This is a genomic window from Hyphomicrobium sp., from assembly GCF_003987855.1.
GTDB lineage: Bacteria > Pseudomonadota > Alphaproteobacteria > Rhizobiales > Hyphomicrobiaceae > Hyphomicrobium_B.
On sequence record NZ_RXIZ01000022.1, the window covers coordinates 25,218 to 49,377 of the forward strand.

The following is a 24,160-nucleotide window of genomic DNA, read 5'->3' on the forward strand; positions in this document are numbered from 1 at the left end:
TGCGTCATCGAGGCTAAGGGGTCGGCGTCGGAACATATTTTTTACGGGTTTGTGGTGCTTTCTCATTAGTGCGCGTACACCATATCCTCGACGGGCGGATGTCTGGAGTTGTCATGGCCCAGGGGGGCAAAATAGATCTGGAGGGGAAGCGTGCCGCGCGCCGTCGAAACATTAGGCGCTATCGCTCTGTAGCCTCGGTCTTTTCCCTTTTTTCGATCGCGATGACATTCGGCGGAGCACTTGCCGCCCGCGCTGACGACTACTCTCCGCGCGAAACCAACTCGACCTTCGCCGCCTATGCTTCGACCTCCGACCTTATCGTGACGATCGGCGGGTGGGGCAACATCTCACCGGAATACTCCGGCTCGAAGCATTACGACTTCGGCGGATCGCCCATCATCGACATTCGTCACGTCGGCTCGCGCGAATGGCTGAGCCTGCCGAGCGACGGCATCGACTACGAATTGTTCGAGACCGATAATTTCCGCGCCGGTCCCGTTGGAACGCTCCGCTGGGATTTCGGCAACAGCAAAGATCGCGGCCTGAAGGAAGTCGGAAACACCGGCATCGATCTCTCGCTCGAACTCGGCGTGTTCCTCGAATATTGGCCGACGGACTTCTGGCGGACACGCCTCGAAGCGCGCAACGCCGTTTATGGCGCCACTGGCTGGGTGTTCGATCTCAGCACGGATCTCGTCTGGCATCCGAGTTCGCAATGGACACTCGCCGCCGGCCCGAGACTCTCGATCGCAGATAGCGACTACATGAATTCCTACTACGGCATCGACGCGCAAGAATCCCAGCAACTGCATCTTCCGAAGTATGACGCGGCGGCGGGCGTGCGTTCGGCGGGGGCCGGCATTTATGCGGAATACAAAGTCACCGAGCAGCTCACGACGATGGCATCGTTCGAGTACGAGCGATTGGTGGGAAGCGCGGCCGACTCGCCCTACGTGCGAGACGACGGATCACCGGATCAATTCACGATCTCGCTCGGCGCCAAGTACCAGTTCCTCTGGCAGCGATGAATTCGGTTTAGCCCGCGCCTCGGCGCACGGGTTCGTCGCGGCTGGATTCCCGCGCGATGAGCAGCAGGCCAAGCGCCCATACCGCCAATATCGGGACAAGGTGAAGGATCGACGGCCGGGGGAGGACGTAATAGCTCAACGTCGACATGAGATTCCCGGACAGGAAGCTCGGCAGGATGTAATTGAGAAGCGGGTTCTTGTCGTTTTCGGGGGCCGCCATATCGACCGATACGGCGGCGAGACTCATGAGCACGCTCAAGCCGATGACAGCTAAGAAGACGGGCTTGATGCGGCTTGGTAGAGACGGCCAAACCAATCCCAAGACCAAACACGGCAGGCCAAACGCTGGCGTCAGGAAGCGAGGCCCCGTCGACCAACCGCCGTCCCAGTAGATGTATCCGGCATTGTAAAACAGATACCACGCAGTAACGAGCGCGGTGACGATGCTAACCTCTCGCAAAGCTCGCTGCCTGACGGCAAAGCACCAGGCGACAATCAGAACGATCAGCGCCGGACAAAACCAAAGTACGCCGCGGTAGCTGCCGACGAGCAATTCCTTGACGACGCCGAGCGACGGCAAACCGATACCGAAGAAACCGGACTTCATGCCGTCGAAACCAACGACGTTGCTATAGCCCAAGTGGAGCGGCGAGCCGAACGCCGCATCGTTGTAGATCAAGGTCGGCGCGAGGCCGATCACACCACCAAGAAGCGCGGCACCGAGAAGTTCAGCTGCAGTCGCCAATTGCTCGCGCGTCAGGAGGCGGATGACCATCGCCACGCCGATTATCGCCGCTGGGATCGCCGTTGGAAATTCCACGCCGGTAGCAACTCCGAGCGCAAGTCCGCCGGCAAAAAATCGCGCGATGCGCAGCCATCTTCCGCCATCGCCGTCCTGCCACGCAATGAACCCGAGCAGAAGGAGCGCTGCCGCAGTCGCGTGGCCGAAAAAAACCGTCGACCAACCGAACATCGGCGTCGCCAGGCCAAAGGTCAGCGATGCGATCAGCGCGGCATCGATGCTGGCCGTCGTGCGACTGACGAATAGGAACATTGCGGCAGCTGCCAGGGCGGAAAAGAATCCTGCCACGCTCAGCGTGCAAAGGTACATGTAAAGCGTCCACCATCGCGTGCCGAACTTGTCCGGTTCGATAGTGAAAAAGCGCGTCACCAGAAGCGACATGGGCACGGCCAATAGGCTCATGCTCGGAGCTTTGTCGCTGTAGTAGCCGCTCGGCGTGGACGCGCGATCCCCCGTGAGCTTCTCATAACCATTGATCGACAACTCGCCATGCTGAGACAATTGCGCGGTCAAAGCGAGCCGGGAGGTACTGTTCCAGTTGGGATGCTGTGCAAAACACGCGTAGCTGGCGAAAAGCACGAAGAACACGATCGCGCTTAGTCGAAAGCGGCTGGCTTCGCCTGAAGTCATGAAAGACCTAAACTAAAATCGAGACGTATGCGCCCTATCATCCGGCGCGGCGCGCAAATAGCAAACCCAGATGGGTGGTAGTGCCGTAATCAATTTGGCGGGGAATAAAGCTTACTTGCGCGCGTATTGAGCGCCGCTCATGCAGCGGGGGGCGGCGGCGTCAGGCCGCCGCCGATACCGGTTGATGTTTTCCGTGGCGCGCCGCTGCGGCGTTCAAGTTCGCGCGGACGGCGATGGCAACGTGGATGGCGATCGCGATCGCCAAACCCACAACGGTTTGCAGATGCGTCGCGGGGACGAGCCAGACGAGAGCCAGACCGAAAGGCGCGAACAACAGGACACCGGTGACGAGGCCTGGGTTGTAGGCACGAAACCGGGCCGCCATGACAACGTGGGCGACGCCGTTGACGAGCATCAGATAGCCTGCAGCCACGCCCCAACCAACATCGACAAAATGCGCAGCGTAAAGAGCAGCGAAATTCAGGCCCCAGACGCCAGGAAGATTGATCCAGAGGACGTCGGCAACGCTGAGCGCCTGCACGCCTCCAAAGACGGTGCCGTTGATGTAGGAGCGGAAGCGGTCGCCCGTGTGTTCCTCAACCTGGTGCAGCATGTAGACGGGAGAAGCGAGGAAGATGAGCGTCAGCGCCAGGCTGCCATCGCCGATGCCCACCGGCAGCAACAACAGCAACGCGAGGCTCATGAAAATCGCGCCGGCAACCCAATGCGCTTGCAGCCAGGATTTTAACATCGTCGACCCCCGATGGTGACACGACATTTTCGCCGACCCGCGTCGGCAAAACGCAGAATCGCACGGAAATTACTAAAACGAGATAAATGCGCTTGCCGCGGCCGGTCGTCGTCCGCAGGGCTGTCGGGAGGGCCGTGTGCGGACGGTGGGAGTCGAACCCACACGACGTTACCGTCTCAGGATTTTAAGTCGACGTCCGTTTGAAGACCTGGAGCGAAGTAGGGACACCTCAAAATCATGAGTCGCCCGTGCTTGCGATTTCACGGCTAACCGTTCCTTTTGAGTTCGATTGAGCTCTAAGATGCGACATAATCCCTATTACTCGAAAAGCGCCGAGCCGGTGCATTGACTTTTAGATGTCGTTTCACATCTATCTTGACAGATGACGATCGTCATCTAATCGCTGCAGACGTTGATTTGCGGCAGAACCGAATGGAGAACGACCATGAAATCTTTGATCCTTGCTGCGGTTGCAGCTGCTGCACTTTCCGCTGGCGCAGTAAGCGCGCAGGCCTTGGAAGAAACCGACCGCGCTTTGGGAGCCGGCTCTTATGTCAACCCGAATGGGTCTGACCAGGGCGCATGGTCCGCAGCGAAGGTAAAAATCAGCCACGCCGGTGCCGCCGTCACCAGCAAGAAGCGCTGAGTGCCGCGCAGGAACCTAACGGAGACCGGGACATTCTCGGTCTCTCCTTGCTCAGGTCAGCTCACACAAATTGCACTTGACAAATTAATTTCGATCAACATCTAACTTCTTACCGGAGTTTCGAATGGATCGCTCTAATCGAAATAGTGTGTGGAACCGGTTTCTAAGGTGGGTTCAGCAGGTCGGAGAAGCTATGGCTTACGAGCCGATCGACGATCTCGAATCCAGGGTTGTGCGATTAGAAAATGAGATCAGAACCTTGCGGGCAAGGTAGCTGACTCGGGATGTATCGACCAACTACGGCAGCCGCCTACCAAGAAGCGGCAAAAAAGAGAGGTGGATCATGCGCGTGTCCCGCGAGGTAATGGCGCAACGGCACGACGAAATCATTTCCGAGACCTCGAAAATGTTGCGTCAGCGGGGCATCGTCGGTACGAGCCTTGCCGATCTGATGGCTGCTGCGGGCCTGACGCATGGCGGCTTCTATAAGCACTTCGACTCGAAGGACGCGCTCGTCGCCGAGGCCACAGAGCGGATTTTCGCCGAGATCAACGCGCGCTTTCAGGAACGAGTCGAGTCGCAGGGATCCATGGCTGCTCTCATCGCCTACGTTACGGATTATCTTACCTTAGGGCATGTCAAAAAGCCCGAACTCGGTTGCCCGATTCCGGCATTCGGACCGGATGTGAGCCGAGAGCACGGCGCCGTCAGAGGCGTTTTCACCAACGGCATCAAGACAAATCTGTCCCTGATTATAGAGGGCTTGTCCGGCCCGATGGCAGAGCGAAAAGAGAAAGCGGTGGAGTTGCTTTCTCTGCTTTCGGGAGCCGTCGCCATGGCCCGTGCCACGGACGACGAAAAATTGTCGAGCGAAATCATCGCTTCAGCTCGCAAGCGCGCCAACCAGATCATCGAATCCCCTAAGTAATCAAAGCTGCTGGTACTCGGCACGGCCCCCTATTCACAACCCTGACCGCCAAGTGGCGTCGCGATAGCAGACCGTTGCGTCGTGACCCTCCGTGAGCTCGAAAGAGCCCTGGGGCGTTGACGCAGCGTTCGCGCTGGCCCTCCATTTCGGGTGAAATCCTCCCCCTTCGAAAGAAAGATGATGCTCAGCATCTTTTTCGCTTGTGCTTTTAAGATGTCGATCATAATCTATATTCAGGAAGTCGATTTATGTCGAAGCGAACCGCCGTCGGACAGTGAGGTTGTCATGAAAACGCTTGAACGAAACGCCGGGCCTCGGCACTTGACCGGCACGTCGCTCTTAAAAGCATCTGTCGCCGTTCTGGCTCTGAGCCTCGTATCGGTGGGCGTTGCAGCCTGCAAGCCGGCTGATGCCGATCCCAGAAACGGGGCGCGGCTTGTGCGCGTGGCAACAGTCCATTGGGCAAGCGCTGCAGAACGCGCCTTTACGGGAGTGATCGCCGCGAAGGTGCAAAGCAACCTCGGCTTCCGGGTCTCCGGCAAGATCATCGAGCGCCTCGTCGACACCGGGCAGACCGTCAAGGCCGGACAGCCGCTGATGAAGCTTGACCCGGTTGACCTGAAGCTCACCATCGTCGCCCAGACCAATGCGATCAACGCCGCGCGCGCGACCGCCATTCAGGCACGCGCGGACGAAGCGCGCTATAAAAACCTGGTCGGGCAAGGCTGGATCTCCCATCAGCGCTACGAGCAAGCGAAGTCAGCATTGGAAAATGCGGAAGCCCAGCTCGCTGCCGCCGAAGCCAATGCCCAACTGGCGCGTAATGCCGAAGATTATTCGGTCCTGACGGCCGATGCTGACGGCGTGGTGATGGAGACGTTGTCCGAGCCTGGACAGGTGGTATCCGCCGGCCAGACTGTGGTGCGCCTGGCGCACGCCGGCGCCCGAGAAGCTTCCGTTGACCTGCCCGAAACCGTGCGGCCAGCGATCGGCTCGGAAGCAACCGCCACGCTCTACGGTGATCTCAAGTCCCGGTCTGGCGCGAAACTCCGTCAGCTGTCCGATGCCGCCAATCCCGCCACGCGTACCTATGAAGCGCGTTACGTGCTGAGCGGTGCGGCAGCCAGCGCTCCCTTAGGCGCGACCGTGACGCTCCATATTCCGGAATTCAAGAACAAGAACATCCTCGAAGTGCCGGTCAGCGCCGTCGTCGATAATGGCTCGTCCTCGGGCGTGTGGCTGATTGACCAACAGAAGATGTCCGTAGCTTTCCGGTCGGTGGCACTCGCGGGCATCGGTGAAGAAACCGCGCTTATCACCGGCGGCGTGCAAGCTGGCGATCAAGTGGTCGCCCTTGGTAGCCGCCTACTGCACAACGGCGACAACATTCGCGTCGAAGGCGAAGAAACGGCATCACGATGACAAACTTCAACCTCTCTGCCCTCGCCGTTCGCGAACGCGCGATCACGCTGTTTCTGATCATCGCCATTACCTTGGCGGGCGCCTATGCGTTCGCCAAGCTGGGACGGGCCGAAGACCCTCCCTTCACCATCAAAGTCCTGACCGTCACTGCCGTGTGGCCGGGCGCGACGGCAAAGGAAATGCAGGACCTGGTCGCCGAACCGCTCGAGAAGCGAATGCAGGAGTTGCGCTGGTACGATCGTGTCGAGACGTTTACGCGTCCCGGCTTGATGCTGATGAAGGTCCAAATGCGGGACCAGACTCCGCCAGCCGACATCCCTGAGCAATTCTATCAAGCCCGAAAAAAACTGGGCGATGAAGCGCTGAAGCTGCCGGCCGGCACTATCGGGCCTTTCATCAACGACGAATACGCCGACGTCACGTTTGCTTTGTACACCGTGCAGGGCGATCGGATGCCGCCGCGACAATTGACGAGAGAAGCGGAAGCGCTTCGTCAGCGGCTCCTCCATGTCGCCGGCGTCAAGAAGGTAGATATCCTGGGAGAGCGCCCGGAGCGCATTTACGTCGAATTCTCTTACGCCAAACTCGCCACGCTCGGGATCAGCGCCCGAACGATCTTTGATGCACTCAACCGGCAGAACGTGGTCACGCCGGCGGGTTCCGTGGATACCAACGGCCCGCAGGTGTTTGTCCGCGTCGAAGGCGCATACGATGATCTGCAAAAAATTGCCGACACTCCGATTGTCGCCGGCGGCCGCGTTTTAAAGCTGTCTGACGTTGCAGAGGTCAAACGCGGCTATGAAGATCCCGCCACGTTCCTCATCAATCATAACGGCGATCCCGCGATGGTCCTAGGCGTCGTCATGCAGGATGGCTGGAACGGCCTAGACCTCGGCAAGGCGCTCGACGAAGAAGAAGCGAAAATTGCCAAGTCGCTGCCCGCCGGGTTGTCGCTCAACAAAATCATCGACCAAGCCGAAAACATCCGCGAGTCCATCGACGAGTTCATGTTGAAATTCGTGGTCGCTTTGGCGGTCGTGATGATCGTCAGCCTTCTAAGCCTTGGATGGCGCGTCGGCATCGTGGTGGCAGCGGCCGTGCCTCTGACTCTCGCAGCAGTGTTCGTGATCATGATGATGACCGGCCGAAACTTCGATCGCATCACGCTCGGAGCGCTGATCCTAGCTCTCGGTCTTCTCGTCGACGACGCGATCATCGCCATTGAAACAATGGTGGTGAAGCTCGAGGAAGGTTACGAGCGCACGAAGGCAGCTGCCTACGCCTGGAGCCACACCGCTGCCCCGATGCTTTCGGGGACACTCGTAACGGTCATCGGCCTCATGCCGGTGGGGTTTGCGATGTCCACGGCAGGCGAGTACGCCGGCAACATCTTCTGGATCGTAGCCTTCGCCCTCATCACTTCGTGGCTCGTGGCGGTAGCCTTCACGCCTTACCTCGGTGTGAAAATGCTGCCAAACATAAAGCCAATCCCTGGCGGCCATGCGGCAATCTATTCAACGCCGAACTACGAGCGGTTCAGGCGCGCCGTCGGATGGGCCGTGCGCCGCAAGTTCATCGTCGCTGGCTTCGTAGTGCTCCTCTTCGTTGCGGCCGGCGTGGGCATGACCGCGGTGAATCAGCAGTTTTTCCCAAGTTCGGATCGTCGCGAGTTGCTGGTGGAAGTGCAGATGCCGGAAGGCTCGAGCATTGAAGTGACGAGCGGTGCCGTTGCGAAAGTAGAAGCGTGGCTAAAGACGCAGCCGGAAACAAAAAATATCGTGTCTTTCATCGGCCAGGGCGCTGCGCGTTTCATCCTCGCCTATAATCCAGAACTGCCCGACCCGTCATTTGCGAAAATTGTCGTTCTGACGCCGAGTTCGGAAGCACGCGACGCGCTTAAGCTGCGCATTCGCCAAGAGATCGCCGCGGGTCTAGCCCCTGAGGCACGTGTTAGGGCGACGCAGTTCGTGTTCGGGCCACCATCTCCCTTCCCCGTCGCCTTTCGCGTTATGGGACCGGATCTCACAAAGCTGAGAGACATTTCGCAAGACGTCGTCAAGATCATGCGTACCAATCCGCACACCCGTGATGTCAACACAGACTGGACGGAAAGAACGCCTTCCATGCGCTTCACGGTTGATCAGGACCGCCTCCGCCTGATCGGCTTGTCGCCTAGTGACGTCGCCCAACAACTGCAGTTCCTGCTGACCGGCGTGACGGTCACAGGGGTTCGCGAGGATATTCGGACCGTGCAAGTCATGGCCCGCAGCGCTGGACCGGACCGGCTCGATCCGATGAAGCTCGGCAATCTGGTGCTGCAGAATGACAGCGGGCAACTGGTGCCGCTCAGCCAGATTGGTCACATCGAGGTGGTGCAAGAAGATCCGATTTTGAAGCGCCGTGACCGCACGCCGACGATAACTGTGCAGAGCGACATCGACGAGTCGATGCAGCCGCCACCGGTTTCTTTGGAGATCCAAAAGGCACTGCAGCCTGTCATCGCTTCCCTTCCTGACGGCTATCGCATCGAGATGGGCGGCAACATCGAAGAGGCAACCAAGGCCAACGACGCGCTCGTTCCAGTGTTTCCAGTCATGATCGCGCTTACGATGATCGTGATCATCTTCCAGGTGAGATCGTTTGCAGCGATGTGGCTGGTGTTGGCGACAGCGCCGCTCGGTCTGATCGGTGTCGTGCCGACGCTGCTGATCTTCAACCAGCCCTTCGGCTTCAACGCGATCCTCGGCTTGATCGGATTGTCCGGCATCTTGATGCGCAACACGTTGATCCTGATCGAGCAGATCAAGACCAACAAGGATGAAGGTCTCGACGACTACCACGCCGTGGTCGAGGCCACCGTGCAGCGATCGCGTCCGGTCGTGCTCACAGCCATGGCTGCCGTGCTCGCCTTCATCCCTCTGACCACATCGGTCTTTTGGGGTTCGATGGCCTACACGCTGATCGGCGGCACCGCGGTGGGAACGTTCCTCATCCTGCTGTTCTTGCCCGCGCTCTACGCCATCTGGTTCCGCGTCCGTCCGACTGAAAGGGCTTTTTCTCCTCCGGCGCGAGTCGAAGCTGTGGCCTGATCAGACAAGCGCAAAAAACAAGGAAGTTGCCATGCGATTGTCGCGGGAAGCCAAGGCCCAACATCACGAAGAGATCACCGCCGCAGCGTCGAAGATGCTGCGCGAACGCGGAATTGAGCGCACCAGCGTCGTCGACCTCATGCAGGCCGCAGGGCTTACTCATGGCGGCTTCTATCGTCACTTCAAATCTAAGGATGAGCTCGTTGCGTCCTCGGCCGCGAAGGCGTTCGAAGAAGTCGTCGATCGCTTCGAAACCCGAACGGAAAGACATGGGCCGAAGGCGGCACTCACCGCGTACGTCCTCGAGTACTTGTCCGACACTCACCGCGACGACCCAACAATCGGCTGCATGGTCTCGGCTTGCGGCGCCGAAGCGTCGAGACAAGCCGATGTGGTGCGCGAAGCTTTCACGGCAGGAATACGCAAACTCCTCGAGCTTGCCGAAGAGGGACTGTCTTGCGCCGTGGACAAGCGAACCGAACGCGCGATTGAACTCGGCGGATTGATGCTCGGTGCGCTCGTGATGGCGCGTGCAAGCATCGATGCGGCACTATCGGAGACCATACTCTCAGACGCCAAACGCCGTGCTCTAGAGATCATCAATCAAGAGGATTGAGGGCCGGGCGGAGCATTTCGACCACTTCGTCCTATCAGTCACTCCACCCCCCATATCCAAACAGGAGTTCAATCATGGCGTCTGACAATGCAGCTAAGCCAAGCTTGCTCAAAATTTCGGATAAGCTCAGCATCAGGTTTCAAAAGACGGGCGAAGGTCCGCCATTGGTTCTCATGCATACGATCCGTACGCAGCTTGAATACTTCCGCGCGCTGCTTCCTGCACTTGCGCGTTCCTATACCGTGTACGCCATTGACTTGCCGGGGCACGGGCGATCGCCGATTGATCCCAACGCGGAACTGGACGAACCCTATATGAGACGCGCGGTCATCAGTTTCATCGAGAAGCTGAACCTCACGGACGTAACGCTCGTCGGAGAGTCTATCGGTGGCGCGCTTGCCCTGACTGTTGCCGCCTCAATTCCGCAGCGGATCAAGCACGTCTATGCGTTGAACCCGTACGATTATGAAACGCGCTACGGTGATGGCATCCGCCGGGGCAACTGGTTCTCTAACTTTATCATCGGCAGTTTGCAAATTCCTGCTTTGGGCGCATTCAATGCGTCGCTGGAGAATAAGGTCGTGCTCAAGAAGATCATGGGCGGCGGCTACCACGATCCGAAGAAACTACCCGACGATTTGCTGACCGAGTTCGATCAAGTCGCCCACCTGCCCGGATACAAGCGCGCTGCGCGCAAGGTGTTGGCTGGCTGGCGATCCTGGAGCAAAGCGCGGGATCTGTATAGCGGAATCAGCGCGCCCGTTACCTTGATCTACGGCGACTCGGATTGGTCTCATCCCAGCGAAAGGGAACGCACCAGGTCACTCATTGCTCAGGCCAGAATGGTGACTCTCAAAAATACTGGCCACTTCTCGGCAGTCGAGAACCCCGGCGAACTGGCGCAAGTCATCCTCGCGGATCAGCCCAGGCAGTGAAAGTATTTCTGTGTCGCTCCGCGAGGCGAGCCAATTGATCCAAGGACCCCATGGCGGGTAACCCTTCGCTGTTGTCCGCCGTGACATGGTTGAGGAACATCGGGACAACGCGGACTTTGAGCTGACCGGACGTCCGCTCTCTCCGCAAAGCGGTAGCCGCTTCGTCACACAGAACGTCCGAACGCGCGTGTCCTGACGCATAATTCGCAGAACGAGATTGTCAGTGCATCAAATCGGCTTTTTTGCACGGCACAGCCGTATGGTGCGGACGGTGGGAGTCGAACCCACACGACGTTACCGTCTCAGGATTTTAAGTCCTGTGTGTCTACCGGTTCCACCACGTCCGCGTTGCTGGCCCTTATGACTGCTCGGGAGCGGAAGCGCAACACGCAGCCCGACCCGCGCTCAGATTTCAGGTCCGGTTGTCCGGCACAGGCGGAGCCGCCGCTGGCGGGGCATCAAATACGCTGCTGGCTTTTTTCATCAGGGCCAGAAGCTCGTCCGGTTTGTCGACATCGACGGAGTGGGGATACTGCGGATCGGAGCCCACGAGCTTATCTGAGACGTTACCCTGTGAGTCGATGAAGAGCGTTCGTGGCACGTAGGAGCCGTCCGGCTGGAACGCGCCGTTGATCTCCTTCTCCTTGTCGGCATCGACCAGGATCATCACGAAGTCGCGCGATGCTTCGACGATGGCGGGATCCTTGAAAACTTGACGGAAGCGCTTGCAGACCGTGCACCACGTGGCGTGAAAAACCATGAGCACCGGGCGTCCGGTTTTCGCGGACTCGTAAATGCCGGACCGCGCATCGCGCCAATTGATCTCCGCGCCGTTCCATTCCTCCGCATGATCTGGCGTCCGCGCCATTACGGAAAAAGGCAGCGCAAGGAGGATGAGCGCGGCAACTGCGAGCGGGCGGATCATGGGCAGATGAGCTCCGAATTAGGCGTCGCGTTTGTTGTTGCGCGCCTATCTACTGAAGACAAGCTTGCTTCTTCACGCGAGTTAACACCTCGTAATCTTCGCCGTTTCACGTGCGATCCGACGTTTGCGAGGCGCGGAGCACATTCTGATAGGCTTGCAAATGGACGTAGGCAGTGCGGAGCAGCGTCGCTTGCACGCCCTTTTCGCTTCCACGGCGGATGATGTCGCCGACGATCTGATCAGCTTCGATCTGGCCGCCCTTGCGAACGTCGCGAAGCATCGAAGCCGTTATGCTCGAGGCGGGATCGGTCATGAAGGTCTGGGCGAATTCGAGCGCGCGGGGCTGCGGCGGGTAACCATTCGCGGTCGCGATGGCGATGCACTCATTCAGAAGCTCGGCCATGAAGCCGGGGCCGCCATCGGTGCGAACGATTTCGCCCACAGAGGCACGCATCAGGCAGGTCGAGGATGCGAGAGCGGCGATGAAAAACCACTTCTCCCATATCGCTGCGAGAATATTCTCGGCATAGATCGCATCGGTTCCCCTCGCGAGCACCTGGTGAAGCTTCTCGGCTGGCGCCTGCTGCTCGGGCAATCGGGCGCCAAGGGTCAGCGTTGCGACATCGCCGAGCTTACGAATGGTGCCATCATCGGCAAGCGTCACGCTGATGTGGCAGAGGCCACCAAGCACACGCGTTGCACCAAAGGCGGCATCCAAGGCATCCAGGTGCTTCATGCCATTGAGCAGAGGCAAGATCACGGTCGCGTCGCCGACGGCAGGCCTGATGGACTCGATCGCGCTTGCCAAATCGTAGGCTTTGGCGCTGACGATGACCGCATCGAAGGGGGACGAAATCTCCTCGCGCGTGATGGCCTTCACGGGCATGGTAAAGCTGCCTTCAGGAGCCTCGATCTTGAGGCCGTGACGGGCGAGCTGCTCCCGTCGTTTGGGGCGCACCAAAAACGTCACGTCGGCGCCGGCGTTTACTACTCGGCCACCGAAATAACCTCCGGTCGCGCCGGCTCCAAGGAAGAGCAATCGCATCAAGGCTGCCTTTCGTAATTGTCACGGATTTCAACTGGTCGTGATCAAAGCGCGTTCCGAAACGCGAATAGATCACATTTTGCTCACGATATCAGGCCGCGGACGCACGGGGAGTTGTGTGGCGGTGAGCGGGTTCAATGTCTATCTCAAGTTCATCAGAGGCGGCACGTGCGCCGCGCATCCTAATGGAGATTACATGACCCGCATAATGTTAATTGGCTTGGCTACGGCTGGCATGGCCCTTCCGGCTTTTGCCGATGAGAGCAGCAATGCGGCCGCATTCAGTGCGGAACTTACGAACGCTGCAAACGCCCAGCAGGCGCGCGTTCAGCTGGCGCATCAGGGTTATACCGGGATTTCGCCGCTTTATCGCGGAGAGCAGGGCCACTGGTACGGCACAGCCGTGAAGGACGGCAAGACGGTCATCGTCGGCGTTCTGCTGCCGCAGGCTCCGAACGGACTGACGAACTAGAAAACCGCTGGTTGACGCCAGCACCTTGTTTCACTGAGCGTCCGGCCCACGTGGCCGGGCGCTCTTTGGTATCTACGGCGAGTTCCGTGAGGAACTACGTAAGATCCTAAGCTGGCGTAGCGCTCGGAGAACCGATGGAGGCTTTCGATGCGCTACGCTGGCATGTTTGTGGGATTGCTGATCTTTGGCGCCAAGCTCGCCTATACGGCGCACGCGATTTACGCGTTGGAGCGAGTGTCCGTCGCCACTTACAAGTATGCGACGGGACATCACGACCATGAGGATCGACGCGAAACGGCGCGCCCGTAAGAACGACAATCGATCCTCGGGCTGAGCCCGAGGATGACATCAAGCTTTCTTCTCCTGCGGGACGACGCGAATTGAAAGTTCCCGAAGCTGCTTCGGCGATGCTTCGCTGGGCGCGCCCATCAGAAGATCAGCGGCTTGCTGGTTCATCGGGAAAAGCGCCACCTCGCGCACGGTCTTGCCGCCGGTCAGCAGCATGACGATGCGTTCGATGCCCGCCGCCATGCCGCCGTGGGGCGGCGCGCCGTACTGGAACGCGCGGTAGAGGCCGCCAAAACGCGCCTCGACATCCGCCTTGGAAAGCCCGGTAATCTCGAAAGCCTTGACCATCGTCTCGGGCACGTGGTTACGCACCGAGCCCGAAGCGATCTCGTAACCGTTGCAGACGATGTCGTATTGGTTTGCCTTGAGCGCGAGCAGTGCGTCGCGGCCTGATGTCTCGGCAGCTTCCAGCGCCTCGCGTCCACCTTTGGGCATCGAGAATGGGTTGTGCGAGAAGTCGATCTTCTTGTCCTCCTCGTTCCATTCATAGAACGGGAAGTCGACGATCCAGGCGAGGGCGAAACGATCCTCGTCGATCAGCTTCAGTTCGTGGCCGACGCGATCGCGCGCGGCGCCCGCAAACTTGTAGAAGTTCGCTGGGTTCCCACCGACGAAGAAAACGGCGTCGCCATCCTTAAGGGCGAGCTGGTTTTTGATCGCGACCGCGCGCTCGGGTCCGATGTTCTTCGCAATCGGGCCTGCTCCGGCCTCCTCGCCATCGCGCCAGAAGATGTAACCAAGTCCGAGCTGGCCTTCACCCTGGGCCCACGAGTTCATGCGATCGCAGAACGCGCGGCTGCCGCCGGTCGGAGCGGGGATGGCCCAGATGCGCGCTTTCGGGTCCTTCTCGATCATGCCGGCGAAGACCTTGAAGCCCGAGCCGCGGAAGTGCTCGGTGACGTCGGCCATTTCAATCGGGTTGCGCAAATCGGGCTTGTCGGAGCCATACTTGGCGATCGCCGTGTCGTAGGGAATGCGCGGCCAGCCCTGAGTGACCGGCTTGCCACCCGCGAATTCCTCGAACAGGCCGGTGATGACCGGCTCCATCGTCGAGAAAATATCCTCCTGTTCGACGAAGCTCATCTCGACGTCGAGCTGATAGAACTCGCCGGGAAGACGGTCCGCACGCGGATCTTCGTCACGGAAGCACGGCGCGATCTGGAAATACCGGTCGAAGCCCGACACCATCAGGAGTTGCTTGTACTGCTGGGGAGCCTGCGGCAACGCGTAGAACTTGCCGGAATGGATGCGGCTGGGCACGAGGAAGTCGCGCGCGCCTTCCGGGCTCGATGCGGTCAGGATCGGGGTCGGGAATTCGTTGAAGCCGGACTCATGCATACGGCGGCGGATCGAGCGCGTGATCTCGAGCCGCTTCATGATGATGCCGTGCAGCGTCTCGCGGCGCAGGTCGAGGAAGCGGTATTGCAGGCGCAAATCTTCAGGATAGTCGGGCTCGCCGAATACCGGCACCGGCAGTTCCTTGGCCGCTGAAAGCACTTCGATTTCAGTCGCGTAAAGCTCAATTTCGCCAGTGGGCAACTCAGCGTTCGTCGTGCCTTCCGGCCGGTTGCGGACCTTGCCATCGATGCGCACGACCCACTCGGAGCGGAGCGTCTCGGCGACCTTGAAGGCGGGGCTGTCGGGGTCTGCTACGACCTGTGTCAGACCGTAGTGATCGCGAAGGTCGATAAAGAGCACGCCGCCATGGTCGCGCACGCGATGGACCCATCCGGACAGGCGCACCGTAGCCCCAACGTCGCTCTTCCGGAGCGCACCGCAGGTGTGCGAGCGATAACGATGCAGCTTAGCCTCGGCCATTGCCGGAAACCCTTTGATCGATGTGGGTGAAAATTGCCGCGGAAAAGCGCATGGGGGCGCGCGAAAGTCAAGGTTACCGGGCGACGGAGACACGAGCGGCGGCGGAGCGAAGATTTTCAGGGCCTTGAGGCGGCCGATCTAGGCACCCTAGCTCGCGCCCCGGGGCAAACCGTCGCCAAAAAAGCCCCAGAATCGCGACGAAGCTGATGGCGACAACGAAGAGGCCATGCGCTATAGGCGTTGCCCTGATGCGAATGATCACGACCACGTCCGACCTGTCGGCACTTTGCGATGTGCTGGCGAAAAGTGAATATGTAGCCGTCGACACCGAATTTCTGCGCGAGCAGACGTTCTGGCCTTTGCTGTGCCTCATCCAGCTTGCGGGCCCCGACGCCGAAGCCGTTGTCGACCCGCTGAGCCCGGGGCTCGACCTCTCGCCATTCTACAAGCTGATGGCGGACCCGGCGATCGTGAAGGTGTTCCACGCGGCGCGGCAGGACATCGAAATCGTCTATCTGAAATCCGAGATCGTCCCCCATCCCGTCTTCGACACCCAGGTGGCGGCGATGGTGTGCGGGTATGGCGACAGCATCAGCTACGTCAACCTCGTCAAAAAAACGGTCGGCGTCGATCTGGATAAAAGCTCTCGGTTCACCGATTGGAGCCGCAGGCCGCTGTCGGACAAGCAGCTCGATTATGCCCTCGCCGATGTCACCCATCTTCGCGACGTTTACGTCCGCCTCAAGCAGACGCTGGAGAAGACCGGGCGGACGCCGTGGCTGCAGGAAGAGATGGGCGTTCTGACGAGCCCCGCAACCTATGATGCAAAGCCTGAGAACGCGTGGCAGCGGCTCAAGCTGCGCGTCAAAGGGCGAAAGTCGCTCGCCGTCCTCATCGAACTAGCGGCCTGGCGTGAGCGGCTGGCGCAACAAATGGATGTGCCGCGCGGGCGCGTGCTGCGCGACGATGCACTGTACGACATCGCTAATCAGCTTCCTGCCAGCGCAGAGGCGCTCGGCCAACTTCGCACGCTGTCGGACGGCTTCGCGCGTTCACAGCGCGCCAAGGAAATCATCGATGTCGTAAAGACAGGCTTGGCGCGCGATCCGAAAACGCTGCCGAAGATCGAACGGAGCGAGGCGCTGTCGGCGGAAGCGAGCGCAACGCTGGAGCTTCTCAAGGTGCTGCTGAAGGCAGCCGCGGCGGAGCACGGGGTTGCGCCGCGTATCATCGCCGACAGCGACGACCTCGAACAACTTGCCACGTCGGACGAAGCGGACATCCTGGCGCTGCAGGGGTGGCGGCGAACTCTGTTCGGGGACGCGGCGCTGAAGCTCAAGCGCGGTGAACTCGCGCTGACGCTCGTGGACGGCGAGGTAAGGGCTGTGCCCGCCGCGCGCTAGTTTTTTGTTGGCGATTGCCCCACCGGGGAGCCGGCCGCCAATCGCGTTACTTCCGTCCCGGATCGTAGCCGTGCTTCTGCCGCCACTCGGAGAAGAAGTAGGACAGGCTGTCGTCGATATCCGGCGGCATGACGATCTTGATGGTGACGAGCTGATCGCCCGGGTTGCCGGACTTGCCCCGCGCGCCCTTGCCCTTCAATCGAAAGGTCTTGCCGGAACTCGTTCCCTTCGGGATCGTCAGCTGCACGCGGCCGGTTGCGGTCGGCACTTCGACGCGACCACCGAGCACGGCTTCATCGAGCGTAATCGGCAGATCCATCAGAATATCATCGCCGTCACGCCGGAAGTCCGGATGCGGGCGCACTTTGATTTCGACGAGAGCGTCGCCGTGTTCGCCCGAGGGGCTGCTCGCAACGCCCTTGCCCTTGAGGCGAAGAACCTGACCGTCCTGCGTGCCCTCGGGAACGTTGAGGTCTAGGATGCCGCCATCCGGCAACGTCACCCGCTTCTTGGCGCCCTGCACGGCTTCCAGGAAGTCGACTTCGAGCGAGTAGCGAACATCCTGGCCGCGCGAGGCAAAGCCCTGCGCGTCGCGGCGGGTCCCCGCGCTTGCGGCGCCGAAAACGTCGGAAAAGATGTCGGAGAAACTGAAATCGTCGAAGCCTGCGCCGGCACCGGCCCGGCCTTCAAAGCCGCGTGCGCCAAAGGGGCTTCGCCGGCCGCCCGCCCCTGCTCCGGCGCGACTCCACTGGGGACGACGCGGGTCGCCCTTGGCATCGATCTCGCCCGAGTCGTACTGACGGCGCTTCTCGGGATCGCTCAGAATGTCGTTGGCGGCAGTGATTTTCTTGAAGCGTTCGGCGGCACCGGCATTACCGGGATTGACGTCGGGATGGCTGGCCTTGGCGAGCTTGCGGAACGCGCTCCGTATTTCATCCTCTGTCGCTGTGCGCGAGACGCCGAGAATGTCATAAAGATCTTCCGCCATGGAGGCTGTCTTCATCCTGGGAAACTTGGTCGAGACTATCAGAAATTGTTGCGTCGCAAGCGAGGCGTACTGCCTCTCAACTGATAAATCGGATCTCCGGGCGCTTGCCAACCAGTTCAGCGAGCAGGCCGAAGCGCCGGCGCAGGCGTTCACCATCGAGCGCGGCGTACGCGGGCGGCAAACTTAACACGAGAGCGCCTGCCTCATAGTTCAGCGGCGTCTGGTCGATGACGCCCGCCATGCCTATCGAGAGCATATGGGCGGCCCGGATCGCGGCGCCAAGGATACGGGCCCGGCGCTGGACCCGTTTGCTAACCAGACTCCGCAGCCGATCGGAAACTCCGGCGCCCCCATCGTCCGAGGTCTCATGGCGGTGGAAAACGGATAGGGCGAGGAAGATGCGGCCCTGATGGTCGACGCCGCCTAGCCCGGCGTTGGCGATTGTGTTGACGCTCTGCTCGCCGCGGTAATCGGGATGGGCACGCCAGCCGACATCCGACAGAAGGCATGCCGCATGACGCAGACGGCGTTCATCAGCGGATTCTTCCATCGCGGGATCGGCAAAAAGCTGGTCGGTCCAGGCGCACAGCTCATACGCGTGCTCGACCGAGCGGGCGCGGAGCCCGGCGTAGTCCTCGCAGAAGCTGATCAGAGGATCGCGCGCCCGTTCGAAAGGCGGCAAGAGGCCATAGATCAGGCCTTCGCGAATGCCATAGACCGAAAACACGACCTGACGCGGTTCCATCTGCCGCAACAGGCGCTCAAGGACCAACGCGCCGAACGGCAGCACTTCCCGCCGCGCCCTCGCCACGCCCGCGATGCCGGGCAGATCGAACGGCTTCTTCACCTTGCGGAACTGCTCGCACAGATCAAGGGCTTCGCGCGTGGTCAAACGGTAGCCCTGCATGACGCGCAGCGGGTAATCGACCCGTTCCATCTGCATGCGCGCAAGGGCACGCCACGTGCCGCCGACCGCGTAGAATGTCCGTCCCGCGCCGTTCCTGAGCCAGGGCAGGCTCGCCAGCGCGCCGTCAATCACATCGACCGCGCGCTCAATCTTGTTGCCAGTGGTATCGATCAGGCGAAGGCCGCCGAGCGGCAGCGTCGCCGCATCATTCAGTCGATCCTGCGCGATGTCGATCAGCTCGAGGCTGCCACCGCCGAGGTCCCCTGCGACCCCGTCGGCGTCGACGAAGCCCATCATGATGCCCTGCGCCGCGAGCCGCGCTTCCGTCTCGCCCGACAGCACATCGATCTTGGTGCCGATGGCCTTCTCGCCGCGCTCGATGAAATCCCGGCCATTCTGGGCATCGCGTACCGCGGCCGTGGCGATGACGCGGATGTTCTTGACGCTGAGGATATGCGCGATCACGCGGAAGCGGGCGAGCGCCGCAAGAGCGCGTTCTACAGCCTCGACACCCAGACTGCCGGTTGTCGCCACCGAGCGGCCGAGGCCGCACAGGATTTTTTCGTTGAAGACCGGGGTAGGCGCCCGAACCGCACCCTCATAAACGACGAGGCGCACCGAATTGGAGCCGATATCGACCACGCCGATAGGTTCCATTTCTGCGGTACGCTCGTTCGCGCCCGAGAGTTCTCTCCACCTCGTCATTCAAGATACCGGGTCTAGCCGGGCTGGCGGAAACGTTGCGGGAAGCTCTCCTTCAGAGATTGCCCGCGACCCGAAAGCGAAGGATTGGTCATGAAATATTTATGGGCATTGAAGGCTTCCTCCCCCGGACCCGGTTCGATCCGGGTGGCGCTGCCGTCGGAATTGATCCGCCAGCTCTGCTGATTGTCTTTCAGGTTCGCAACCATGATCTGATTGAGGACTTGCTCGTGGACGGTCGGGTTCTTCACCGGAGCCATGGCCTCGACCCGGCGGTCGAGATTTCGGGGCATCATATCGGCGGAGCTGATGTAGACGGCGGCTTTGGGTGAAGGCAAGGCCTCTCCGTTGGCAAAACAGTAAATGCGAGAGTGCTCAAGGAAGCGGCCGACAATGCTTTTCACGCGGATGTTGCTCGACAGCCCCGGGATTCCGGGACGCAGGCAGCAGATGCCGCGGACGACGAGGTCGATCGGCACGCCCGCATTGCTCGCCTCATAGAGCGATGCGATGATCTGGGAATCGACCAGCGCATTCATTTTCCACCAGATGCCCGACGGACGGCCGGCCTTGGCATTGCGGATCTCTTCGGCGATGTGCGTCATAATGCGATTGCGGATGCCGTGCGGGCTCGCCGCCATGCATTCGAGCTCAACAGGTTCGCCGTAGCCCGTCACGAAATTCAGGATGCGCGTGACGTCGCGCGCCACCATCGGATCGGTCGTGAAAAGGGACAGGTCGGTGTACACGCGCGCCGTCTGCGGGTGATAGTTGCCGGTACCGATGTGGCAATAGGTCGTGAGATCGGTTCCTTCGCGCCGGACGACGAAGCCGAGCTTGGCGTGCGTTTTCAATTCGGTGAAGCCATAGACGACGTGCACGCCCGCACTTTCGAGATCGCGCGCCCAACGAATGTTTGCGGCTTCGTCGAACCGGGCCTTGAGTTCGACGACAGCGGTGACGGATTTGCCCGCCTCTACCGCTTCTTTCAGCGCTTGAATGATCGGACTGTCGCGTGAGGTGCGATAGAGCGTCCACTTGATCGCCATGACGTTTGGATCGGCAACCGCTTGGCGCAGATACTGCACGACCACGTCGAAGCTTTCGTAGGGATGGTGGACGACGATGTCCTTGTTGCGGATCGCAGCAAAACAGTCGCCGCTGAATTCTCGAATGCGCTCGGGAAAACGGATCGTAAATGGCTTGAAAAGCAGATCTGGGCGATCATTGACGATCAGCTGCGATGTATCGGCGAGGGCGAGAATGCCTTCCTTGACGAAGATGCTTTCCTCGCGGACTTCAAGCTCGTCGATAACGAACTTTCTCAGCTTTTCAGGCATGCGGGAATCGATCTCGAGCCGGATCACGTTCCCGCGACGGCGACGCTTCAGCTGACTCTCGTAGGAGCGGACAAGATCTTCGGCCTCTTCCTGAAACTCGATGTCACTGTCGCGCAGGACGCGGAACGTGCCCTGGCTCTTGACCTCGAAACCGGAGAACAGCTCGGTCAAAAACATGCCGACGACGTTCTCGAGCTGAATGAAGCGGACGGCTTTGGGCTTATCGGGGTTGGCCTCGAGACGAATGAAACGGTCGAGCTGCCCCGGAATCGGGATCAGGCCGTTCATGGTCTTGCCGTCGACGGGACGCACAAGCTCCACGGCGATGGTCATCGCCTTATTCAGGATGAAGGGAAACGGATGGGCCGGGTCGGCGGCGATCGGCGTCAGGATCGGGAAGATGTGCGTGAGGAAGAGCTTCTCCAACGACGCGCGGTCAGCGGCGGTGAGGTCTTCGGGCTGGACCACATGAAGCCCGGCGGCCGCGAGCTCGTCAGTGATAACGCGCCAGTTTACCTGTTCGTCGACGACAATCGTCGTGACAAACTTATTGATGGCCGCAAGCTGCTGCATCGGCGTCATGCCATCTTGCGACAGAGTTGTGACACCGGCACGGATCTGTCCATACACGCCGGCCGCGCGCACCATGTAGAATTCATCGAGGTTGGCGGCAGCTATAGAGAGAAAGCGAAGGCGCTCAAGCAGCGGGTGCTGGGTATTTCCCGCTTCCTCCAGAACGCGGCGGTTGAACTGCAGCCACGACAGCTCGCGATTGTAGAAGCGGTCCGGCCCTTCCGGCACGGATGTGACATCTGCCTTGCCACTTCTGGTCTTCACGGTTGCCATGGTGAATGAGTGCTCCGAACGGGAAATGAGACGTCCATATAATAGCTTTACACCCAAATGACGAATGGGCATGTCAGCCAGGAATCATAAACCGATTCAATAGCCGAGAGCGTCGAGGGTGGCAGCGGCAATCGCACGCGTCACACGGCGTTGCAAGGCGAGCGCCCGCCGATCCGCCGCCGAGACAAAGCGTTCAGCCGCGAGCATCGAGCGCTCCATCCTGACCAGCACGTAATCGACGAGTTGAGGCTCGACGGTCAACTGCCTGTCGGCGAAGAGCTTGACGAGGACGGCTCGAAGCAGCGCGTCATCCGGCGGCTCGATCGTCGCGAGCGGCAGGGCCTTCAAGCGCGAGCGGAAGTCAGGAAGCGTGATCGGCAGATCACCGGGGGCCGTGTCGGTCGTCAGGAGGATCTGCAAGCGCTGCTCGCGGACGAGATTTAAAAGGTGGAACAGGGCGGCTTCGTCGCTCGCGCGTTGAATGTCTTCTATGAGGACCGCACCGGACGCGGCGACCGTGGGCACGGTATCGCGCGAGATGGCAGAGGCCTCGAACGCCTTGCCGTTGGCGCGGCTCAGCCAGACGTTTGCGAGATGAGTTTTGCCACTGCCTTTGGCGCCTGCGATGACAGCTGCGCCAATCGGCCAGTCAGGCCAGCGGTCGACGAGATCCACGGCGGCTTCATTCGACCGCGAGACCAGGAAGTCTTCCAGTCCCATGGCCGTGCGGTGCGGAAGTTCAAAGACAAGCTGCTCGGGCGTCGTGATCATGGAATAGGTGGTTGCTGTTCCTTCGGCGCCGCTTCAACCTCGCCTTGGTAGACGCTCGAGGCGAGATAGCTGCTGACCGCGAAACGTACGAGCACGCCGATTGCGGCAGAAACCGGCACGGCTACGAGAAGTCCCAGAAATCCGAACAGATAGCTGAAGGTCATCAAGGCGAAAATGACCCAGACGGGATGCAGGCCGACCTCTGAACCTATGATGTAGGGGCTCAATATCCCCGACTCCAGAGCCTGACCACCGAGCAGAACACCGACGACGATCAGAATGGACGTCATGTCCGGCCAGTACTGCACGATCGCCAGCAGCACGGCGATGAGGGCGCCGATCGACCAGCCGAACACAGGAATGAAAGAAGCAAGTCCGGTCGCAACGCCGAGCAGCAGCCCATAGTTCAGACCAGCAAGGCTGAAGCCCGCGGCATAGTAGATCGCAAGCAGGATGCAGACCACGCCCTGGCCACGAATGAAAGCGGATATGCGTTCGTCAATCTCGTGTGAGAGCGCGCGGATCTGATCGGCTTCGTCACGCGGCAGCAGCGAGTCGAGCTTCGCGACGATCTTGGGCCAATCGAGCAGAACATAGAAGAACACCACAGGCGTTATGAGAACGACCGTGAAGAAGTTGTAGGCGGCCGAACTCTGGTTCCAGACACTCTGGGCGATGCCGGCAAGCAGGGTCGGCGCCGCGTTCGTCACGCTGTCGAGCACATTTCGCACCGTCGCTTCAGCCTGCGGGTAGCGCGAGCCCAGGTGATCGCGGGCGCTCGTCTCGATCAGCGTCTTCAATCGCTGGAAGGCGGCGGGCGCGGCTTCCATCAAGCCTGCGGCCTGCTGGAACAGGATCGGCATCACGAAGACCAGCGCGAGAACGATGATCAGGGCCGAGCACGTGACCAGCAGAATGGTGGCCAGCCAACGGGGCACGCCGCGCCGGACCATGGCGTCAACGATGGGGCTCAGGAAGTAGGCGAGCGTCAAGCCGATCGCGAACGGCAGCAGGGCCGGAGCGATGAGCTGCACGATGTATGCAAACAGCAACGCCGTCGCTGCCCAGAACAGCGCGTGCCGCTCAAAATGCATGGAATTTCATCCTCACCTAATCGCCAAGCCTCAACGCAGCATGGCCTTAAACGCTCAGGTTTTCGAGCCGGGAGTTTCGTGGACCGTCATATGACGCAGCCACACGCGCAAATAGGCAACGAGTGACGCGACGGTGGTGGCTGCGGCGAGCAGCGTCAGGAGTTGCACAGGCCCTTTGAGCTTCAGCGCGAATGCCTCGTCGGCGAGCACGGTGCCCGCGAGAACGATCTGAGCAACGGTGTTCATCTTACTGATGGCCAGAGGCTTCATCGGCGTTGGATGTTCGAGCAGCCACGACAGCACGACGGCGATGATGATCAGGATGTCGCGGGAGACGACGAGGATCACGAGCCAAGAGGGGAGACGCCCCGTCACCCCCAGGGCGATGAATATGCAAACGATCAGGAGCTTGTCGGCGAGCGGATCGAGATAGGCACCGAGTTCGGTTTCCCAGTTGAACCGCTTGGCAAGGAAGCCGTCGATCGCATCCGAGATGCCGGCCAATACGAAGGCCAGAAATGCCGCTTGCAACTCACCGGTCAGCAAGAGCCAGAAGACCACGGGTACGAGGATGACTCGACCGAGCGTAATGAGGTTAGGAATGCTCACGCCGAAACTGTCCCCGTCTCTCTCCCCTATCGCCCGGCCACATAT

The 24,160-nt window shown here is 60.3% G+C and carries 21 protein-coding genes and 1 tRNA gene; 10 read left to right on the forward strand and 12 right to left on the reverse strand.

Annotation, left to right across the window (positions count from 1 at the left end):
• The first annotated feature begins 113 nt into the window (after positions 1-113).
• The gene (locus tag EKK30_RS17460) at positions 114-1,028 is read left to right on the forward strand and encodes a MipA/OmpV family protein (protein ID WP_290986942.1); all 915 of its coding nucleotides are present in this window, start codon (positions 114-116) and stop codon (positions 1,026-1,028) included.
• Between the two features lie 7 nt (positions 1,029-1,035).
• On the opposite strand, the gene EKK30_RS17465 is transcribed toward EKK30_RS17460, so the two are convergent.
• On the reverse strand, positions 1,036-2,460 hold the full coding sequence (locus EKK30_RS17465) for a hypothetical protein (protein ID WP_290986944.1): 1,425 nt from the start codon (positions 2,458-2,460) through the stop codon (positions 1,036-1,038).
• Positions 2,461-2,620: 160 nt separating this feature from the next.
• Positions 2,621-3,211, reverse strand: coding sequence for an HXXEE domain-containing protein (locus EKK30_RS17470; RefSeq protein WP_290986945.1), 591 nt, complete (start codon positions 3,209-3,211; stop codon positions 2,621-2,623).
• Positions 3,212-3,656: 445 nt separating this feature from the next.
• Here EKK30_RS17470 and EKK30_RS17475 point away from each other — a divergent pair, with 445 nt between their 5' ends.
• The 6 genes from EKK30_RS17475 (at position 3,657) to EKK30_RS17500 (ending at position 10,847) form a co-directional block, all read left to right on the forward strand.
• Entirely contained in the window at positions 3,657-3,857 is a 201-nt protein-coding gene (locus EKK30_RS17475; protein ID WP_290986946.1) for a hypothetical protein, read from the forward strand.
• 343 nt (positions 3,858-4,200) lie between these two features.
• Complete coding sequence (locus EKK30_RS17480; RefSeq protein ID WP_290986948.1) at positions 4,201-4,785, forward strand: TetR/AcrR family transcriptional regulator; 585 nt, start codon at positions 4,201-4,203, stop codon at positions 4,783-4,785.
• Between the two features lie 285 nt (positions 4,786-5,070).
• On the forward strand, positions 5,071-6,207 hold the full coding sequence (locus EKK30_RS17485) for an efflux RND transporter periplasmic adaptor subunit (RefSeq protein ID WP_290986949.1): 1,137 nt from the start codon (positions 5,071-5,073) through the stop codon (positions 6,205-6,207).
• Positions 6,204-9,296, forward strand: a complete 3,093-nt coding sequence (locus tag EKK30_RS17490; RefSeq protein WP_290986951.1) for an efflux RND transporter permease subunit — start codon at positions 6,204-6,206, stop codon at positions 9,294-9,296. Before EKK30_RS17485 ends, EKK30_RS17490 begins: the two co-directional genes overlap by 4 nt.
• 31 nt (positions 9,297-9,327) lie before the next feature.
• Positions 9,328-9,912, forward strand: coding sequence for a TetR/AcrR family transcriptional regulator (locus EKK30_RS17495; RefSeq protein WP_290986954.1), 585 nt, complete (start codon positions 9,328-9,330; stop codon positions 9,910-9,912).
• A 74-nt stretch (positions 9,913-9,986) separates the two neighbouring features.
• Positions 9,987-10,847, forward strand: a complete 861-nt coding sequence (locus tag EKK30_RS17500; RefSeq protein ID WP_290986956.1) for an alpha/beta hydrolase — start codon at positions 9,987-9,989, stop codon at positions 10,845-10,847.
• A gap of 260 nt (positions 10,848-11,107) precedes the next feature.
• Here EKK30_RS17500 and EKK30_RS17505 read toward each other — a convergent pair.
• The 3 genes from EKK30_RS17505 to panE all read right to left on the reverse strand — a co-directional run bounded on the left by EKK30_RS17505 (position 11,108) and on the right by panE (position 12,817).
• Positions 11,108-11,194, reverse strand: a tRNA-Leu gene (locus tag EKK30_RS17505).
• A 65-nt stretch (positions 11,195-11,259) separates the two neighbouring features.
• The gene (locus tag EKK30_RS17510) at positions 11,260-11,772 is read right to left on the reverse strand and encodes a thioredoxin family protein (RefSeq protein ID WP_290986959.1); all 513 of its coding nucleotides are present in this window, start codon (positions 11,770-11,772) and stop codon (positions 11,260-11,262) included.
• 106 nt (positions 11,773-11,878) lie between these two features.
• Positions 11,879-12,817 carry a 2-dehydropantoate 2-reductase gene (gene panE, locus EKK30_RS17515; protein WP_290986960.1) on the reverse strand — a complete coding sequence of 313 codons (939 nt, stop codon included), beginning with the start codon at positions 12,815-12,817 and terminating at the stop codon, positions 11,879-11,881.
• Positions 12,818-13,013: 196 nt separating this feature from the next.
• On the opposite strand from panE, the gene EKK30_RS17520 reads away from it, so the two are divergent.
• A complete protein-coding gene (locus EKK30_RS17520) occupies positions 13,014-13,289 on the forward strand; it encodes a hypothetical protein (RefSeq protein WP_290986961.1) in 276 nt (91 codons plus the stop codon).
• 147 nt (positions 13,290-13,436) lie between these two features.
• Entirely contained in the window at positions 13,437-13,598 is a 162-nt protein-coding gene (locus tag EKK30_RS17525) for a hypothetical protein (protein WP_290986962.1), read from the forward strand.
• A gap of 39 nt (positions 13,599-13,637) precedes the next feature.
• Here the strand turns inward: EKK30_RS17525 and aspS are convergent, their stop codons facing one another.
• Entirely contained in the window at positions 13,638-15,440 is a 1,803-nt protein-coding gene (aspS, locus tag EKK30_RS17530; protein WP_290987126.1) for an aspartate--tRNA ligase, read from the reverse strand.
• Positions 15,441-15,703: 263 nt separating this feature from the next.
• On the opposite strand from aspS, the gene rnd reads away from it, so the two are divergent.
• Complete coding sequence (gene rnd / locus EKK30_RS17535) at positions 15,704-16,858, forward strand: ribonuclease D (protein WP_290986963.1); 1,155 nt, start codon at positions 15,704-15,706, stop codon at positions 16,856-16,858.
• Between the two features lie 46 nt (positions 16,859-16,904).
• Here the strand turns inward: rnd and EKK30_RS17540 are convergent, their stop codons facing one another.
• The 6 genes from EKK30_RS17540 to EKK30_RS17565 form a co-directional block, all read right to left on the reverse strand.
• Positions 16,905-17,846, reverse strand: coding sequence for a J domain-containing protein (locus EKK30_RS17540; protein ID WP_290986966.1), 942 nt, complete (start codon positions 17,844-17,846; stop codon positions 16,905-16,907).
• Between the two features lie 76 nt (positions 17,847-17,922).
• A complete protein-coding gene (locus EKK30_RS17545) occupies positions 17,923-19,410 on the reverse strand; it encodes a Ppx/GppA phosphatase family protein (RefSeq protein WP_290986968.1) in 1,488 nt (495 codons plus the stop codon).
• A 62-nt stretch (positions 19,411-19,472) separates the two neighbouring features.
• On the reverse strand, positions 19,473-21,641 hold the full coding sequence (locus EKK30_RS17550; RefSeq protein WP_290986970.1) for an RNA degradosome polyphosphate kinase: 2,169 nt from the start codon (positions 21,639-21,641) through the stop codon (positions 19,473-19,475).
• A 96-nt stretch (positions 21,642-21,737) separates the two neighbouring features.
• Positions 21,738-22,412 carry a DnaA/Hda family protein gene (locus EKK30_RS17555; RefSeq protein WP_290986971.1) on the reverse strand — a complete coding sequence of 225 codons (675 nt, stop codon included), beginning with the start codon at positions 22,410-22,412 and terminating at the stop codon, positions 21,738-21,740.
• The gene (locus EKK30_RS17560) at positions 22,409-23,506 is read right to left on the reverse strand and encodes an AI-2E family transporter (RefSeq protein WP_290986973.1); all 1,098 of its coding nucleotides are present in this window, start codon (positions 23,504-23,506) and stop codon (positions 22,409-22,411) included. Before EKK30_RS17560 ends, EKK30_RS17555 begins: the two co-directional genes overlap by 4 nt.
• Positions 23,507-23,560: 54 nt before the next feature.
• Entirely contained in the window at positions 23,561-24,115 is a 555-nt protein-coding gene (locus tag EKK30_RS17565; RefSeq protein ID WP_290986975.1) for a CDP-alcohol phosphatidyltransferase family protein, read from the reverse strand.
• Positions 24,116-24,160: the final 45 nt, after the last annotated feature.

Coding starts and splice junctions, on each gene's coding strand:
- EKK30_RS17490 (WP_290986951.1), top strand. CDS start 6,204: ATGACAAACTTCAACCTCTCTGCCCTCGCCGTTCGCGAACGCGCGATC.
- EKK30_RS17550 (WP_290986970.1), bottom strand. CDS start 21,641: ATGGCAACCGTGAAGACCAGAAGTGGCAAGGCAGATGTCACATCCGTG.
- EKK30_RS17540 (WP_290986966.1), bottom strand. CDS start 17,846: ATGGCGGAAGATCTTTATGACATTCTCGGCGTCTCGCGCACAGCGACA.
- EKK30_RS17525 (WP_290986962.1), top strand. CDS start 13,437: ATGCGCTACGCTGGCATGTTTGTGGGATTGCTGATCTTTGGCGCCAAG.
- EKK30_RS17480 (WP_290986948.1), top strand. CDS start 4,201: ATGCGCGTGTCCCGCGAGGTAATGGCGCAACGGCACGACGAAATCATT.
- EKK30_RS17510 (WP_290986959.1), bottom strand. CDS start 11,772: ATGATCCGCCCGCTCGCAGTTGCCGCGCTCATCCTCCTTGCGCTGCCT.
- EKK30_RS17520 (WP_290986961.1), top strand. CDS start 13,014: ATGACCCGCATAATGTTAATTGGCTTGGCTACGGCTGGCATGGCCCTT.
- EKK30_RS17500 (WP_290986956.1), top strand. CDS start 9,987: ATGGCGTCTGACAATGCAGCTAAGCCAAGCTTGCTCAAAATTTCGGAT.
- EKK30_RS17545 (WP_290986968.1), bottom strand. CDS start 19,410: ATGGAACCTATCGGCGTGGTCGATATCGGCTCCAATTCGGTGCGCCTC.
- EKK30_RS17475 (WP_290986946.1), top strand. CDS start 3,657: ATGAAATCTTTGATCCTTGCTGCGGTTGCAGCTGCTGCACTTTCCGCT.
- EKK30_RS17555 (WP_290986971.1), bottom strand. CDS start 22,412: ATGATCACGACGCCCGAGCAGCTTGTCTTTGAACTTCCGCACCGCACG.
- EKK30_RS17495 (WP_290986954.1), top strand. CDS start 9,328: ATGCGATTGTCGCGGGAAGCCAAGGCCCAACATCACGAAGAGATCACC.
- EKK30_RS17560 (WP_290986973.1), bottom strand. CDS start 23,506: ATGCATTTTGAGCGGCACGCGCTGTTCTGGGCAGCGACGGCGTTGCTG.
- EKK30_RS17460 (WP_290986942.1), top strand. CDS start 114: ATGGCCCAGGGGGGCAAAATAGATCTGGAGGGGAAGCGTGCCGCGCGC.
- EKK30_RS17485 (WP_290986949.1), top strand. CDS start 5,071: ATGAAAACGCTTGAACGAAACGCCGGGCCTCGGCACTTGACCGGCACG.
- panE (WP_290986960.1), bottom strand. CDS start 12,817: ATGCGATTGCTCTTCCTTGGAGCCGGCGCGACCGGAGGTTATTTCGGT.
- EKK30_RS17470 (WP_290986945.1), bottom strand. CDS start 3,211: ATGTTAAAATCCTGGCTGCAAGCGCATTGGGTTGCCGGCGCGATTTTC.
- EKK30_RS17465 (WP_290986944.1), bottom strand. CDS start 2,460: ATGACTTCAGGCGAAGCCAGCCGCTTTCGACTAAGCGCGATCGTGTTC.
- rnd (WP_290986963.1), top strand. CDS start 15,704: ATGCGAATGATCACGACCACGTCCGACCTGTCGGCACTTTGCGATGTG.